Raw genomic sequence first — 15,712 nt, 5'->3', positions numbered from 1 at the left:
GGGGTGGTGGGTCTGGGTCAGCGTCCGGGGACGGCGAGGTCGCCCTCGACGTACTGGGCGCTACCGTCGGCGAACGACCAGTCCTCGGGGCCGTTCTCGAAGTAGCTGACGAACAGGTCCTTGCCGTCCACGCCTACGGCGGCGAGCCGTTCGGCGAGCCTCTTGTACAGCTGCTGCTTGTCCTCGGTGGAGCGGCCGCGCTGGGTGAAGATGTGGACGATGACGGTGCCGGGTGTGCGCTCGAAGCCCAGTCCGGCGTCCAGGGCGATGATCTCGTCCGGGTCGTGCTGGGTGACGATCTGGAACCGGTCGCGCTCGGGGATGCGCAGTACGTCGATGAGGGATTGCTGGACGGCGTCGGCGACGGCTCGGACGGACTCGGGGTCGCGGCCGCGGATCATGTCGATGCGGGCCAGGGGCATGGTGGAACTCCTTGTCGGCACATGAGCGTGCCTTCAGGTCGTGGGCTCGGGCACGGTGTCCTGCCGAAAGGGGGGTGGCAGGACGGGTGCTGGTCGTGCGCGTGTCCTCAGCTTCGACCGGGAGTGGTCGCCATGTCGTGAGCAGTTCTGCTCAATGGGTACCTACCTGGCTGCCCACCAGGCGGCGATCTCGGCACGGGAGGAGAAGCCGAGCTTGGTCAGGATCCGGTTCACGTGGTTGTCCACGGTGCGAGGGGACAACACCAGCTCGGCGGCGATCCTGCGGTTGGTCATGCCACGCGCGACCAGCGCGACGACCTCCTCCTCCCGGCGGGTCAGACCCGTTGTGTCGGCCCGTGAGGCGCCCGGCCCGGCGCCGGAGTCGGTGGTACCGAGAGCGTAGGCGATGAGCTGTTCCGCGCCGTCGATGGCGGCACCTGCCGCCAGCGCCTTCTCGTAGCCGGCGGGGCCCAGGGCGTGGTGGACCTGGGCCGCGCACTGGGCGTGGAACTCCTTGTGGTGCGGGTCGCCCGCGGCGCCGGTGATGCCGGCGTCCTCGCGCAGGGCCCGGGCCGCGCCCAGGAACCGACCGGCCCGCTGGTGGTCACCGGCCGACGCGGTGATCCAGGCAAGCTGTTCGGCCATGTGCGCCACGCCGATACCGTCGCTGAAACCCCGCAGTGCCTTGAGCGCGGACAGAGTGCGCTCCTCTGCCTCGGGCTGCTCGCCCCGCTCCCATGCGCGCCGGCCCAGCACCATGAGCAGACGCGCCCGGGTCCACCGCTCTCCGAGTCCCTCGGCGGCGGCCAGCGCCCGCGTGCCGGCATCGGGCGCGTTCGGGTCGCCGCTCAGGGTCAGCGCGATGGCGAGCGCGCACTGCCAGATGATCTCGCCGGTCCGGTCGCCGAGCGCGCCGTGCGCGGCCACGGCCTGCTCGAAGAAACTGACGGCCTCCTTCATACGGCCCTCGTGCAACGCCAGTTCGCCGCGGTGGCCCTGTGCCTGCGCGTCGGATGCCGCATCGCCGAGCCGCGCGGCGAGTTCCTCGGCCTCTTCCAGAAACAGGCGTGCCGCAACGAGGTCGGCCCGGGTGTAGGCGACCTGGGTAGCAACCAGCAGCGCGCGCGTCCGGGCGGAAGTGGGCTCTGGTGCCGCGGCCAAAGCGCGTTCCAGATAGCGTCGACCCTCACTGAGGCATCCGCCGGCGATCCAGTGGTAGAGCTGCGCGGAGGCCAGCGCCAGTGCGGCCTGCCGGTCTTCGGCGGACGGGGGCCGCGTAGTGTCGGCGGCCGTCGACTGCGGGTACTCCAGGGCCGCGATCAGGTTACTGTGGTCGGCGCGCAGCCCGGCCACGAGATCCGCCTGACGAGGGCCGAACCAGGACTGGTAACAGTCCTCGGCCAGGGCGTGGAAGAAGTCGCGGTGCCGTTGCCGCAGCCTCCGCTCCTCACCCGCATGCGTGAGGTGCTCCCGTCCGTACTGGCGGATTGTCTCCAACTGCCGGTAGCGGGGGCGCAGTTCGGTGCCGGCGTGTTCGACGAGGGACTGGGCGACCAGCCGGTCCAGCACGTCCAACACCTCGTCCGCGGGGAGGCCTTCGCCCGCACAGACATCCTCCGCGGCCTCCAGGGTGAAGCTGCCGGCGAAGACCGACAGTCTGCTCCACAGCAGCCGCTCGGCGGGGCCGCACAGCTCCCAGCTCCAGTCGACCGCGGCACGCAGTGTGCGCTGGTGCGGCCTGGCGGCGCGGCTGCCGGCCGTCAGCAGGGCGAACCGGTCGTCCAGCCGCTCGATGGCCGGTTCCACGGCCAGGGTGCGCAACCGGGAGGCGGCCAGCTCGATCGCCAGCGGCAACCCGTCCAGGGCTTCGCACAGCCGGCTTATCGCGGCCCGGTTCGTTTCGGTGAGCTGGAAACCGGGCCGCACTGCGGCGGTCCGCTGCACCAGCAGCTCGGTCGCCTCCTCTTGGGGCAACGGCGCGACGGCGATGACGTGTTCGCCCGTCAACTGCAGCGTCTCCCGGCTGGTGGCCAGGATCCGCACCTCGGAGGTGGCCGACAGTAGGGACTGGACCAGCTGCGCACACGCCTCCACCAGGTGCTCGCAGTTGTCCAGCACCATCAGCAGCCGCCGCCCCGACACCCGCGCCACCAGCAGTTCCACCACCGGCCGGGTGCCCTGGTCCGCCACTCCCAGCGCCACCGCCGCCGTGTCCGCCACCAGCGCCGGATCGCGCACCGGGGCCAGATCCACCAGCCACACGCCGGCCGGGAACGCACGCGCCGACGCGGCGGCCGCCTGCAGCGCCAGCCGTGTCTTGCCAACCCCGCCCGCGCCCGTCAACGTCACCAGCCTCGAACTGCCGAGGAGACGGCGCACGTCGGCCATCTCCTGGCGCCGCCCCACAAAACTGGTGAAGGGAGCGGGCAGGCCACCCAACTCGCGGGTCACGCTGGTCACGTCAGGCTCATCCCGTATCTCTTCCGCGGCGAGCTCCTGCACCCGGCACTTCGCAGCCGCTCCCCTGGAACCATCAGTCACGGACCAGTGTTGGAGCTACCGCCGGGTACACCAAAACCCCGCTCCGACCGACTCAACTCCTCGCCGGAATCCCCCGTTCCGCTCTCTTGCCCATGACAGGGCGTCCCCGTAGCCTCCCCTCGAAGATATAGATCCGATGTATACCGGATCTTATTTTCCCCCTTCGCTGTACATCCTCATACGTCCCCAAAATTTCCCCCAAGTAGGTCGGATCTGTTCGCCCTCTCCCAGGCAACTGCGGATGGGGCTCCTCACGCCTCCCCGTAGGAGCACCAATGTCGTTGTTCCGTCCCAGAGCCGTCGGCCTGACCGGTGCGCTCGGCACCCTGGCGGCGCTGATATGCGCCGCGATCGCCGTGCCCAGCCCGGCGTACGCCGCCACCCCGACCCAGCTTTACGCGTCGCCCTCCGGTTCCGGCAGTACCTGCTCGCAGAGCGCCCCGTGCAGTCTGGACGGAGCCAAGAGCAAGGTGGCGGGCCTGGCCCCCGGCATGGCCGCCGACATCGACGTCTATCTGCGCGGCGGCACCTACCGTCTGTCTCAGGCGTTCGCCCTGGGTGCCTCCGACTCCGGGCGCAATGGCTACCGGGTGGTCTACGCTGCCCACCCGGGCGAGAATCCCGTCCTCAGCGGTGCGACGAAGATCAGCGGATTCTCCCTCTTCGACAGCGCGAAGAACATCTACCGCGCCACCGTGCCGACCGGCACGCAGGGCCGACAGCTCTTCGTTGACGGCGTGCGGGCCCAGCGGGCACGCGGACCGCTCAACCCGTCGGGTTTCACCCTCTCCGGGTCCAGCTTCACCACCAGCGACTCCTCCTACACGTCGTTCACCAACCCGTCGTCGGTGGAGATCGTCGACAACACCCAGTGGAAGCAGATGCGCTGCCCGCTGGCGAGCATCACCGCCCCCAGCGGCGGCGGCTCCAGCCTCAACGTCGACCCGACCTGCTTCGCAAACAACAACACCTCGGTGCCCAACCGCGGTTTCCCCTTCAACGGCGCCGGGCTGCCGAAGCTGAGCGCGATCAGCTACGTGGAGAACGCCTACCAACTGCTCGACGCCCCGGGCGAGTTCTATCTCGACAGCTCGGCGGGCTACCTGTACTACAAGCCACGCACCGGTGAGGACCTCAGCACCGCCGACGTGGAACTGCCCACCACCGAGACGCTGCTGAACGTCAGCGGCACCCCCGGCCACCTCACCCCGGTCAACGACACGGACGCGTCCATCACCTACACCGGCTCCTGGAGTCACTCCGGTGGGCGTTCGGTGGGTGACCTCTCCAACGATGTGCACGCCACCTCGACCAACGGCGACTCGGTGAGCTACCCCTTCACCGGGACCGGGATCGACGTGCTGTCGGAGACCAACACCGACGAGGGCGGCATCGACGTCTACATCGACGGCACCAAGGTCCAGAGCGTGTCCGCCGCCGGCTCCTCGCGGCTCGCCCAGCAGGTCGTCGCCTCCGTCAGCGGCCTCACCAAGGGCCAGCACACCATCAAGCTGGTCATGACCGGCGGGACGTACATGCTCCTCGACGGCTTCACCGTGGTGCCGGACACGATCACGCCCGCGCACGACATCACGTTCCAGGGCCTGACCCTCGCCTACACCACCTGGACACTGCCCTCAACAGCCGGCTACATCGACAACCAGGCCGGCGTGCTGTGGGACCCCGCCAACGCCAACGCCCCCACCCGCATCCCCGCAGCCGTCCAGGTCCACCGCGGGACGAACATCACCTTCACCGGCGACGAGATCACCCACACCGGCGGCACCGGCATCGACCTCGCCGACGGCACCCAGAACTCCACGATCACCGGAAACTTCATCCACGACACCTCCGGCGGCGGCGTCTCCGTCGGCGATGTCGACGACTACTACCTCACCGACACCGGCCGCATGACCACGGGCGACACCGTCTCCCAGAACTGGATCTCCGACGTCGGCCGGGACTACTCCGACGCGGTCGGCATCTGGGCCGGCTACACCCGCGACCTGACCCTCTCGCACAACGACATCGGCCACACCCCTTACTCCGGCATCTCCCTCGGCTGGGGCTGGGGCTACGCCTCACCGTGCTCCATGCAGTCCGCCCAGGGCCTGAGCACCTGCGCACACGGCACCATCTACGCCGGCCACAACCAGATCCTGAACAACCACGTGCACGACGTGATGAGCATCCTGCACGACGGCGGACCCATCTACACCAACGGCGGCCAGGGCAACGGGGACGGCTCCACCACCTCCGTACTGGCGAACAACCTCGTCGAGGTCACCAACAACACCAACAACACCAACAACACCAACAACACCAACAACAGGCTGTACCAGGACGAGGGCAGCTCGTACTGGAACACCCACGACAACGTCACCCGCACCGGCGGCGGCAACTGGATCGGCATGTGGACGCCGACCATCCACGACATCAACATCCACGACAACTACTCGGACCGCAGCAACTACCAGAACAACGGCACCAACATCACCTTCAACCAGGCCACGATCGTCTCCGGCGGCGCCTGGCCCTCCGCCGCCCAGGACATCATCGCCGCCGCAGGCCCCGACAGCGCCCACCAGCCGCTGACCGGCAGAATCGACGACGACGACACCGCCATCTCCTACACCGGCGGCTGGACGGCGAACGGCAACCGCGGCTTCGGCGACTACGAGGACGCCGTACACGCCACGCAGACCAACGGCGACACCGCCTCACTGACCTTCACCGGCACCGCCGTCTCGGTCATCGGCGAGAAGAACACCGACCAGGGACAGGTCGAGATCTTCATCGACGGCACCTCCAAGGGCCTGGTCGACACCAACGCCACCACCCGCCAGGCCCAGGCGGTCATCTACAGCACCAGCGGACTGAGCGCGGGCAGTCACACCGTCCAGCTCGTCAAGCGCAGCGGCACCTGGGCCACACTGGACGCCTTCGAGGTCACCGGCGTGGCCAACGACACCAACTCCTCCCTCACCTACACCGGCGCCTCCTGGCACCACTACGCCAACCGCGGCTTCGGCGACTACCAGGACGACGTCCACGCCACCACGGCCAACGGCGACTCGGCCACCGTCACCTTCACCGGGACCGGCATCAGCCTCCTCACCGAGACCAACTCCGACGAAGGCACCATCGCGGTCTCCCTCGACGGCGCCTCCCAGGGCACGGTGGACGCGTCATCGACGAGCCGTCAGGCCCAGCAGACCGTCTACTCCGTCAGCAACCTCCCGCTCGGACGACACACCCTCACCCTCACCAAGACGGGAGGCACCTATCTCGTGATCGACCGGTTCGACGCGCGCTGACCAGACGGCGGCCGCCGGGCGTCCGTGCCCGACATGCGACACGGACTGCTCGCCGAATTCCGCAGCCAGTACCGGACCAGTTGCTACCCACTTACCTCGGACATGTCTTACGGAGGCGGACGTCATCCCGGCCATGGTCCGCGGCGCCCGGTCGCCGCACCCACCGGGCATGAGCGTCAGGCGGTGACGATGTCCGCCTTGAGCGGCAGCAGGGCCTGGGCGATGGTGCCGATGGTCGCCTCGTCCACCCCGGCCTCTGTGAGCGCGCCGGCCAGGTGGTCGACGACCTTGCCGAAGGCGTCGTCCGTGATGGACAGGTGTTCGTGGGCCTTGCGCATGGAACGGCCGGCGTAAGGACGAGTGGCGCCCAAGGCCTGGCCGATGAAGCGCCGCTGGTGCTCCTTGAGACGGCCCAGGTCCACCCCGGTGAAGTACGGCTGGAGGTCGGGGTCGCTGAGGACCTTGTCGTAGAAGATGTCGACGACGGCCCCGACGGCGTCCTCTCCTCCGAGCTGCTCGAAGAGGGTCGGGGAAGTGGCCGCGGACGGCGTGCCGGAGGTGGTGTCGGTCATGGTGTGAGCGTCGCGCCGCCTTCTTGCCGGAACGTGAGGAGACGGTTTCCGGGCCGTCAGAAGGCACTCCGCCTCGCCCGGTACCGCGGTGAACTCCTCGAAACGGGATGCTTACGCGCCGGGTGGACGCCGGAAACACGGTCGCGACGAGTGTCTCCCGGGGCAACACCCCTTTGGGGATGGCCTGTCGATTCCCACAGCGACATGCCCTCGCTGTGCTGGGCCCAGCATGCGTTCGCCTGGACCTGGCCGCTACAGCTGTGCGACGTGGCGGCGCCGCTGATGCTCGTCTTCCACATGATGCCGTGCACCCCCGGCATGGCACCGTCGGGAGCAGCGAGGTCGTAGCGGAAGATCCGGGCGGGTTTGGGCGTCACCCCCGGTGGTGCGCCGTTCGTTGGCGACGGCTCACCATGGACCGCAGCACCAGCCCGTACAGCATCGAGCGTCCGCTGGCGTTCGCGGTCCGGGACGCGTCTCTGCGGGACGCGAGGGCGCGGAGCCTAGGAGGGGGGCTTCGCCTCCGGCTGGGTGGCTTGTAGGTCGGCGAGGAGTTCTGCTTGGCCGGCCAGGACGCCGGACAGGATGGTGCGTGCAACCCTGAGGAGTTCCGCGATGTGCGGGCTGGTCAACGAGTAGTAGACCGTCGACCCCTCCTTGCGGCTCACGACCAGATTGGCCCGGCGCAACACCGCCAGTTGCTGGGACAAATGGGCCGGCTCGATGCCGACCTCGGGAAGCATCTCCGCCACCGCGTGTTCGCGCTCGCTCAGCAACTCCAGTACGCGGATGCGTGCAGGGTGGCCCAGCGTCTTGAAGAACTCGGCCTTGAGCTGGTACAGCGGCGCGGTCATCGAGGCGACCCTTGCTCGGCACGAGGAAGCGACCGCTCCCACACCGGGCACGCCCGGATGCCCGCCGTGCTCCGCAGCCCTTCACTGGTCAAAGACATGCGCCCATCCTCACCCGCGACGTAGTAGGTCCGAACCGCACAACTGGGACCGGGGCATCGGATCCCACGATGACAACCAGTGACGGACAACCAGTGACGACCTCATCAATTGCCGAGATTAGCAACTCGGTCGATCACCCGGACGCCCTGGTCCGGCCCCGGACCGGGCACCGCATCAGACGTCGTGATGACGAGTGCGGTGCACGGCACGGCGGGCACGGTGAGCACGTGTCGGTGGGGCACTGGTCACCGCAGGGCGCTTTCGGAGGAAGCGCCCGTCTGCGGCTGAGCGGAGGCGGCGGGGAGGACTCCGGCTCCTTCCAGATGCTCGCGGGCGCCCTGGATGGCCTCGGGTGTGGTGTCGTACTCCCGGCCCTCGTACCGCAGCAGCTCCAGCGCGCCGACGGAGTCGAGGACCTGTCGTTGGTCCGCCCGTATGCCGGAGGCCAGGACGAGGATGCCGCGCCGGTTCAGTTTCTCCACCGCGTCCTTGAGCACCAGGGCGCCGCTGGCGTCCATGGTCGACACGCGGGACATGCGCAGGATGACCACGCGCACGTCCGCCACGTCGGTCAGCTCCAGCAGGAACCGGTGGGCGGCGGCGAAGAACAGCGGTCCGTCGATCCGGTACGCCACGATGTGTTCGGCGAGCAGCGCGTGTTCCTCGGCGGTGTGGTCGCCCTCGTCCAGCGGTACCTGATCGAGGCGGGCCTGCCGTGCGACGGCACGCAGAGCGAGGGCGCCGGCGACCAGCAGTCCGATGACGACCGCGTAGACGAGATCCAGGGCCAGCGTGGCAAGGGCAGTGAGGACGAGGATCAGCGCGTCGGAGCGGGTGGCCTTCACCATCGCTCGCAGGGAACCGACCTCGACCATGCGGATCGCCGTGGCCAGCAGCACGCCCGCCAGGGCCGCGAGCGGGATCTTCGACACGAGGGGCGCGGCGGTGAAGACGATCGCCGCGAGAACGACGGCGTGCGTGAGGGCGGCGAGCCGGGAGCTCGCACCGGTACGGACGTTGACCGCGGTGCGGGCGATCGCACCGGTCGCCGGAACACCGCCGAACAGCGGGGCGGCGATGTTGGCCAGGCCCTGGCCGAACAACTCCCGGTCGGGGTCGTGTTGCTGGCCGACCGTCATTCCGTCCGCGACTGAGGCGGAGAGCAGAGACTCCAGCGCGGCCAGTGCCGCGACCGCCACAGCGGGAGCGAGGAGCGTGCCCAGTGCACCGGGCTCGAAGAAGCCCAGCGAGGGTGCGGGCAGACCTGCGGGCAGATCGCCGATGGGCTTGGCTGCGTCAAGACCAGCCGCCTGCGCCGTGATCGTCGCCGCGATCACGGCGAGGATGGAGAACGGCACCGTGGGACGCCATCGGGCGCCGGCCAGCATGACCGCCGCCACAGCGACAGTGAGGCTTACGGCCGTCCAGTTCGGTGACGTGGCGAACTCCTTGGCCGCACGCCAGGCGACGACCAGGACACGGTCGCCCTCAGGCTTGGGTACGCCGAGAGCGTTCGGGATCTGTTGCAGCCCGATCACACAGGCGATGCCCAGAGTGAATCCTTCCACGACGGGCGCGGGCACGTAGCGCATGTACCTGCCCGCCCGCGCCGCGGCCAGCGCCACGAGCATCACGCCCGCCATCAACCCCACGGTGAGCACGCCGGTGGGACCGTACCGGCCGACGATGGGCACCAGCACCACCGTCATGGCGCCCGTCGGTCCGGACACCTGCAGGTTCGATCCGCCGAAGACCGCTGTGAGCGCTCCCGCGACCACGGCGGTCGCCAAGCCCGCTGCCGCGCCCAGTCCGGAGGAGACGCCGAAGCCGAGTGCGAGCGGCAGGGCGACGATCGCCACGGTCAGGCCCGCGAGCAGATCCCGGCGCGGGTCACGTCGCAGTTCTGCCATGTCTGCACGGGAAGGAAGCAGGGAAGCCACGCGAGCCCGGGCACGTACGAGCAGGTTGGCCTGGTGCAGTGGAACGGACACGATCCCTCGGCTTCCTTACACGCCCCGCCCGGGGCCGATGCGAAAGGTTGTGCCCGCGGCTACCACCGGAACACAGTCTTCAGCATCTAATGAATTGCAAAACTTGGCAATTCATAGATCTGCTATCTCTCGTCTCCGGCGGCCTCCCGTGCCTCATGCCGGTGCTGGAGGATGGCGCGGTCCGGTGCTGTGTCACCGGCCAACGGCCATACGTCCGCCCGGCGCCACCGCAAGCGCGACAGCCGGCCACGCTCACGCGGTGGCGACAGCCGTTGCGACGCGTACGGCGGTCAGGAGCGAGGCGCCTGCGATCATCGTCCATTTCCGGGTGGCGACTACGATGGCGGCGTCGCCCACCTGTGCCGCGGCGGCCGCGGACAGGGGGAGCGAGCCGGGGGGACCCGGCCACGCGAGCGGTGCGACAAGGGCCGCCGGACCCCTGACGACGCGATCGCCAGCCTTGCGACCACGGCACGGCAGATGACCGCGGCGGCAGTCGCGGCCATCCCCACGATCACCTGACCGACAGAGACCAGCGACAGAGTCACGGCATGGCGTCTAGAGCGTCTAGGGGCCCGTCTAGGGGTGCGTGTCCGTGATCGCGATGACCTCGTCGAGGCGGTTCAGGGCGGCCTGCAACTCGTCGACCTTAGCCTGGATGCGATCGCGCTCGGCGCGAAGCATGGCTCGTTGCTCGGCGTCGGTGTGCCCGGAGTCCCAGCAAGGAAGGAGTTCTGTGATCCTTCGGCTGGTCAGGCCGGCGGCGTACATCTGCTGGAAGAAGCGAATCCGGGCGATGGCGTCTTGGCGGTAGAGGCGCTGGCCGGACGGGCTGCGCTCCGCGACGAGGAGCCCCTGCTGCTCGTAGTAGCGCACGGCCCGTACCGAGACGCCGGCGCCGCGCGCCACCTCGCCGATGCGGATCAGCCGCTCGGTCGCGGCCTCTGTGACGGTCATGGTGGTCCTCTCACCCCGCTCCTGACGGCCAGCACTTGCCTCTGACGTCAGCGTCAGGTTTTAGCGTACCGGGCATGGACATCAACAACTCAGTTGCCCTTGTCACCGGAGCCAACCGCGGCCTGGGCCGCGCCTTCGCCCAGCGTCTGCTCGAACGGGGCGCCCGCAAGGTCTACGCGACGGCCCGCCGACCGGAGACCGTGGACCTGCCCGGGGCCGTGGTACTGCCCCTCGACATCGCCGATCCCGCATCCGTGAGGGCCGCCGCCGAGGCCGCCCCGGACGTCTCGCTGCTCATCAACAACGCGGGAATCAGTACAGGGACCGACCTGGTGACCGGTTCGCTGGAGGCCGTACGGCACGAGCTGGAGACCAACATGTTCGGCCACCTGCGAATGATCCGGGAGTTCGCGCCGGCGCTCGCCAGGAACGGCGGGGGCGCGATCGTCAACATCCTCTCCGCCATGTCGTGGTTCGGGGGCAAGGGCGCCAATGCCTACCACCTGACCAAGGCCGCCGCCTGGGCCATGACCAACGGCGTCCGCCTGGAACTCGCCGAGCAGGGCACGCTCGTGACGGCGGTGCACCTCGGCCTGGCCGACACCGACATGGCCGCGGGCTGGCCCGTGGACAAGCTCGCGCCGTCGAACCTGGCCGACGCGGCGCTCGACGGTGTCGAGGCGGGTTCCGCCGAGGTCCTCGCCGATCAGTGGAGCCGGGACGTCAAGTCCCGCCTGCCGCTGACGCCGGAAGAGTTCAACGCCGCGATGGACCGCGCCCTGGCGGCGTTGATCGCGGCATGAGCGGCGTTCGGGGGCCGCGCTGACTTCGGTCGGTTCCTCCTGAGGGCGGTCGGCCTGAGGACGGTCGACACAGCTCCGTCCGCAGTTGTGGATCTTCATACATGCCCAAGGTGCCGGCGGCCGCGGGAGGCCTGTACGCGGTCACAGCGGTACGCCGTGCACCTCGCCGCTCGCGGTCGCCACGTACACGGCCTCTTGCGTCGGGTGCCGGAGACCCGTGCTGGATCGCCTTGGTGTAGTCACCTGCTCCACTCCGGCGGCCAGGCCGGCATCACGTGGAAACCCTGCGTGCTGTGGGGACGCTTGCCCCAGACCGTCCAGCCCGCGGTCAGTCCGGCGCCGTCGGAGGGCAAGGGCTGAGAAGGGGCTGTCCGGCCGGTACCCATCGCCCGGCACGCGGCTCTACGCTGCGGACATGGTGACTCCGTCCGAGGGCCAGGACAGCGATGTCGTCGAGAACACGGGCGCGGACCGTCCGCTGCTCCGGGAGCGCTGGCAGGCGCTCTCGCGCCGCGCCCAGGCGACGATCGCCCTGTCGTCCGGCGCACTCGCCCTGGGCACGCTCCTCGGCTACGCCGCCGCCAGCCGCCCCCAGCCCGGGCCCCCCGACCCGGTCGCCGCCACCAGCGTCCGGATCACCGGCGTCGAGATGCCGCACCGGTACAGCCTGGACTTCGGCATCACCGTCCGCATCGCCTCCGCCTCCCCCGTGACGTTCACCGGAACGAGACAGGGCTACGACGGCTTCCTGCAGACGCGACCCGCCCCGGGCGCCGCGCTCCGGCCCGGCCAAGCTCTCTTCCTGCACGCACGCATCAACGTCTACTGCCAGTTGCCTCTCCCCCCGACCGGAACGCCCCTGCTGTTCGTCACCGTCCGCAACACCCGCCGAGAGGGCCAGGCCCCGGTCCTCCCCACCGCGGCCCAGTCCGCCGACATCGACCAAGCCGTACAGCAGATCTGCACACACTGACGCGACGTCACCCCGCCCACGACACCACCGGCAACAGCCAGCAGCCGGCCACGCTGCGCGATCCCGCCCACCTCACACAGCGGGCCGGCTCCGACCCGGACCAGGACCTCCCAGCGCGTCCGGCGGTCCACTCACAGGCCAACCAGTGGGCCGGCACCCGCAGATCACCCGGTACGATCTGCGACACCGGCCGGGCAACGCCCAAGCCCGGACAAGAGGCAACTGGGCGCCGAACCCGTGTCACCCCGCGGCGGGAGGGGCCATGACTGTAGCGATCTTGCGCTTGATGGCGGGTCTCACTGTCATGAGCCTCGGGATAGGCCTAATGATCCACTTCAGGGGCGAGGCATACGGCGGCCACTCACCGCACAACCGCTGGCCAATGATCATTCTAGGCCTGGTCGTAGCGATTGCCGGCATAGCCGTCGCAGGCTGACCGGCCAGGGACAAAGCACCGCTGACGATCGCCACCGGGTGCCAATAATTGACCGCAGCGGACAGCCCCAGCCCATGCGCGGATCGCAGAAGAGGACGGTCTAGTGGTCGCCTCGGTGTCCGTCGCGGACCACCGCCAACCCGCCGACCCGGGTCGTGATGCCAGCCGGCCCGCGTCGTGCCGAAGCGAGCACGCTGGCCGGTCGGCCCAGGGTGTCACCCTGCTCCACCTCGATCGCGACCGTCTGTGCCCCTGTCGTGTCGAGCAGGTGGGCGGCCAGGCAGCCGGTGCTGTTGGCGTTGGCGACGTCCTCGTCGACGCCGATCGCCGGCGCGAACATCCGCGCCGCACCCGGTCGGTCGCCCACTGGCGGCGCGTACACGAAACAGCCGAGGAGCCCGTACCGGCGGCACGCCGCCGTCAGCCTGCCGAGGTGTGGGCGGACTCGGAGCAGCGCCGACCGGTCGTGGACCGGTACCAGCATGCGTGGTGCGCCGGGCGCGGCGATCCGTGGTGCGTCGGTCGGATGCACCTCGTCCGCGGTGAGCCCGAGGGCGGCGACGATCGCGGCTCGCTCGTCCGGTGTCGGATGACGCAGCGCGACGAGGCCCTGGTCGAACCACACCTCGATACCGGCGGGGCGGCGGATCGCGGCGGTGTCGAACGTGCGCCCGCCCGTGTGTTGTCGGTCGTTCAGTTCGCCCAGCGCGGAGCGGGTCAACCGGACGGCCTGCGCGGCAACGGTGCCGTGGCCGCAACCGGACAGTTCGGCGGTGGCGGTGAAGAACCGGACCGGGCAGCCACCGTCCGGCGTCCGCCCCGGGCCGAGGAACGCCGCGTGCGAGGTGCCGGCAGCAGCGGCGACCGCACGCCGGTCCGCGTCCGTAACCGCCGGGTTGTCGTCGGTGACGGCCGTGGGGCTGCCGCCCCGGCCGTCGCGTCGCACGCACGCACGCATCAACAACCGTGACATCCGGCCAGGACATCGCCCTCCCTTTGACGCGCGACGAACGGGCAACCGCGAACGGCGTTCCGCCGATGGCCGGACCTGGCCGAGGCGGCCGACCGAACGCTTCCCGGAGCGTAGCGTCCGGCCTCAGCAGGTGCCGTCCTGCACCGGATAGTGGATGACGACCGCACCGCCGGTGGCGTAGTTGGCGACATCGGCGGCCACCTTCCGGCCGTGCGCCGAAGCCCCCGCCGCGGCCATGGCGGCGGCGTCGGCGAAGTCGGCTTCGAAGACGGCGAAATACGGCGCTTCTCCGTTGGTCGCCGCCACGTCGAAGCTGTAGCGCCACGCAAGCGGGCCGGGCCAGTTCATGACCAGGGGAAGGTGGTTGGTCACGTAGTAGTCGCGGAAGTGGTCAGGGTCGACGGGCTTGCAGTACAGGGCAACCAACCTATGCATGGCGACCTCCTGCATCGCTTGGTGCGGGGCATCGGGATTCGGGTGAGGGAGATGTTTTCGAGGAGTGCGTGGGAGTCGGTGGACGGCCGACGCGGAAGGTGCCGATGAAGGCTGCGACATCAGGGAGGTCCCTGCGGGTGTCGACCGCTGACTGGTCCGCGTGGCGTTCGCGGATCAGGTAGTGGCCCGGGTGGGTGGGGCCGGGCCGGATTCCGTGGTCGACGACACCGGGCTCGGTGGCCGCGGCCTTCGCGAGAGCCGTGACGGCGGACTCGAAATCGGCGGTGTGCGTGCGTGCGGTGTCCGATAAGACGGTCGGTTGGATGGTCATATGCGCAGGCTAGGGCTGGATGTGTGGCCGAGGGAAAGACCGGTTCGACCTAGACTCAGAACGGATCGTTATCAATCGGCAGGGAGGGCACGTGGCGCCGGATACGGTGAGCCTGCGGTACTTCCTGGTGCTGGCAGAGGAGTTGAACTTCACCCGCGCGGCCGCACGGATCGGTATCGCGCAGCCCGCACTCAGTGCCCGGATGCGCCGATTGGAGGCGGAACTCGGTACGGCCCTGTTGGTCCGCAACACGCGCAGCGTCGTATTGACCACGGCCGGTGCGGCTTTGGCGGAGTCCGCGCCGCCCGCACTCGCGGCGCTGGACCAGGCCTGGGACACCGCCCGGAATGCCGGGGCCGGCGAACTGGGCACGCTCCGCATCGGATACAGCCTCAGCACGGGAGCCGAGACGACACCGGCCCTGGTGGACATGCTCATTCGCAGCAACCCGGGACTCGAGGTCGGCGCGGTCCCGATGGCGACACCGGAGATCTCCCCCGCGGTCGCCGACGGCCGCATCGATGCCGGGATCACCCGCGGTGAACAGCCGGGTCTTGGCGTGCGCCAGTTCCTGCTGCGGCGTCAGCGCATCGGGGTCCAACTGGCACAGCATCATCCGCTGGCCGAACTCCCGGAGATCGAGATCGCCGACGCGGCCGCGTATCCGCTGCGACTCCCCGACCGTACGGCCAACCCCGTGATCCACGATCAGTTCTCCGCACTGTTCCTCGCCACCCGGCCAAACCCCCGATTCCACACGCCCGCAGTCTCTTTCGACATGTCTCAGCGCGACCTACGCGACGGGCTCACCCTCGCCCCGGCCGGTGAAGCCGCGGCCACGACATCACCGGCCGGCCTCACGTGGCGACCGCTGCAGGGCGCACCCACCTTGACGATCCACCTGGTCCTCCCGCGCGTGCCGTCACCACTGCACCGCCGCGTCCGTACCGTCGCCAAATCCCTGGCGCACGAGCTGCACTGGCTGCCGGACTGACGCCCGCAGGCCAC

General features: G+C 69.5%; 12 protein-coding genes. 4 read left to right on the top strand and 8 right to left on the bottom strand.

Going from position 1 to position 15,712, the window contains the following annotated elements:
* Window positions 1-17: 17 nt before the first annotated feature.
* Together GRC12_RS04280 and GRC12_RS04275 are read right to left on the bottom strand one after the other, a co-directional pair.
* Window positions 18-422 (bottom strand): tautomerase family protein, encoded by a 405-nt coding sequence (locus GRC12_RS04280; RefSeq protein ID WP_208777446.1) that lies wholly within the window; start codon window positions 420-422, stop codon window positions 18-20.
* A gap of 162 nt (window positions 423-584) precedes the next feature.
* Window positions 585-2,882, bottom strand: a complete 2,298-nt coding sequence (locus GRC12_RS04275) for an ATP-binding protein (protein WP_308286468.1) — start codon at window positions 2,880-2,882, stop codon at window positions 585-587.
* Window positions 2,883-3,238: 356 nt separating this feature from the next.
* Here GRC12_RS04275 and GRC12_RS04270 point away from each other — a divergent pair, with 356 nt between their 5' ends.
* Window positions 3,239-6,280 (top strand): right-handed parallel beta-helix repeat-containing protein, encoded by a 3,042-nt coding sequence (locus GRC12_RS04270; protein ID WP_208777445.1) that lies wholly within the window; start codon window positions 3,239-3,241, stop codon window positions 6,278-6,280.
* A 176-nt stretch (window positions 6,281-6,456) separates the two neighbouring features.
* On the opposite strand, the gene GRC12_RS04265 is transcribed toward GRC12_RS04270, so the two are convergent.
* The 4 genes from GRC12_RS04265 to GRC12_RS04250 all read right to left on the bottom strand — a co-directional run bounded on the left by GRC12_RS04265 (window position 6,457) and on the right by GRC12_RS04250 (window position 10,753).
* Complete coding sequence (locus GRC12_RS04265; protein WP_208777444.1) at window positions 6,457-6,852, bottom strand: group I truncated hemoglobin; 396 nt, start codon at window positions 6,850-6,852, stop codon at window positions 6,457-6,459.
* A gap of 503 nt (window positions 6,853-7,355) precedes the next feature.
* Window positions 7,356-7,706, bottom strand: a complete 351-nt coding sequence (locus GRC12_RS04260; RefSeq protein ID WP_208777443.1) for an ArsR/SmtB family transcription factor — start codon at window positions 7,704-7,706, stop codon at window positions 7,356-7,358.
* Window positions 7,707-8,050: 344 nt separating this feature from the next.
* Entirely contained in the window at window positions 8,051-9,715 is a 1,665-nt protein-coding gene (locus tag GRC12_RS04255; RefSeq protein WP_208777442.1) for a SulP family inorganic anion transporter, read from the bottom strand.
* 660 nt (window positions 9,716-10,375) lie between these two features.
* Complete coding sequence (locus tag GRC12_RS04250) at window positions 10,376-10,753, bottom strand: MerR family transcriptional regulator (protein WP_208777441.1); 378 nt, start codon at window positions 10,751-10,753, stop codon at window positions 10,376-10,378.
* Between the two features lie 74 nt (window positions 10,754-10,827).
* Here GRC12_RS04250 and GRC12_RS04245 point away from each other — a divergent pair, with 74 nt between their 5' ends.
* Window positions 10,828-11,556: an SDR family oxidoreductase gene (locus GRC12_RS04245; RefSeq protein WP_208777440.1), complete on the top strand. Its 729-nt coding sequence runs from the start codon at window positions 10,828-10,830 to the stop codon at window positions 11,554-11,556.
* A gap of 415 nt (window positions 11,557-11,971) precedes the next feature.
* Complete coding sequence (locus GRC12_RS04240; protein ID WP_208777439.1) at window positions 11,972-12,529, top strand: hypothetical protein; 558 nt, start codon at window positions 11,972-11,974, stop codon at window positions 12,527-12,529.
* Window positions 12,530-13,065: 536 nt separating this feature from the next.
* Here the strand turns inward: GRC12_RS04240 and GRC12_RS04235 are convergent.
* Both GRC12_RS04235 and GRC12_RS04230 read right to left on the bottom strand, forming a co-directional pair.
* Window positions 13,066-13,911: a PhzF family phenazine biosynthesis protein gene (locus GRC12_RS04235; protein WP_208777438.1), complete on the bottom strand. Its 846-nt coding sequence runs from the start codon at window positions 13,909-13,911 to the stop codon at window positions 13,066-13,068.
* A 150-nt stretch (window positions 13,912-14,061) separates the two neighbouring features.
* Complete coding sequence (locus GRC12_RS04230; protein WP_208777437.1) at window positions 14,062-14,373, bottom strand: EthD family reductase; 312 nt, start codon at window positions 14,371-14,373, stop codon at window positions 14,062-14,064.
* A 422-nt stretch (window positions 14,374-14,795) separates the two neighbouring features.
* Between GRC12_RS04230 and GRC12_RS04225 the strand changes: the two genes are divergently transcribed.
* On the top strand, window positions 14,796-15,698 hold the full coding sequence (locus GRC12_RS04225; RefSeq protein ID WP_208777436.1) for a LysR family transcriptional regulator: 903 nt from the start codon (window positions 14,796-14,798) through the stop codon (window positions 15,696-15,698).
* Window positions 15,699-15,712: the final 14 nt, after the last annotated feature.

It is taken from the genome of Streptomyces griseorubiginosus, from assembly GCF_017614965.1.
Classification (GTDB): domain Bacteria; phylum Actinomycetota; class Actinomycetes; order Streptomycetales; family Streptomycetaceae; genus Streptomyces; species Streptomyces griseorubiginosus_B.
This window is presented reverse-complemented; position numbering and strand designations above follow the sequence as displayed.

What these genes read in the sequence shown, in the direction of transcription:
- GRC12_RS04240 (WP_208777439.1), top strand. Translation starts at nt 11,972, where the DNA reads ATGGTGACTCCGTCCGAGGGCCAGGACAGCGATGTCGTCGAGAACACG.
- GRC12_RS04280 (WP_208777446.1), bottom strand. Translation starts at nt 422, where the DNA reads ATGCCCCTGGCCCGCATCGACATGATCCGCGGCCGCGACCCCGAGTCC.
- GRC12_RS04270 (WP_208777445.1), top strand. Translation starts at nt 3,239, where the DNA reads ATGTCGTTGTTCCGTCCCAGAGCCGTCGGCCTGACCGGTGCGCTCGGC.
- GRC12_RS04230 (WP_208777437.1), bottom strand. Translation starts at nt 14,373, where the DNA reads ATGCATAGGTTGGTTGCCCTGTACTGCAAGCCCGTCGACCCTGACCAC.
- GRC12_RS04255 (WP_208777442.1), bottom strand. Translation starts at nt 9,715, where the DNA reads ATGGCAGAACTGCGACGTGACCCGCGCCGGGATCTGCTCGCGGGCCTG.
- GRC12_RS04260 (WP_208777443.1), bottom strand. Translation starts at nt 7,706, where the DNA reads ATGACCGCGCCGCTGTACCAGCTCAAGGCCGAGTTCTTCAAGACGCTG.
- GRC12_RS04245 (WP_208777440.1), top strand. Translation starts at nt 10,828, where the DNA reads ATGGACATCAACAACTCAGTTGCCCTTGTCACCGGAGCCAACCGCGGC.
- GRC12_RS04250 (WP_208777441.1), bottom strand. Translation starts at nt 10,753, where the DNA reads ATGACCGTCACAGAGGCCGCGACCGAGCGGCTGATCCGCATCGGCGAG.
- GRC12_RS04265 (WP_208777444.1), bottom strand. Translation starts at nt 6,852, where the DNA reads ATGACCGACACCACCTCCGGCACGCCGTCCGCGGCCACTTCCCCGACC.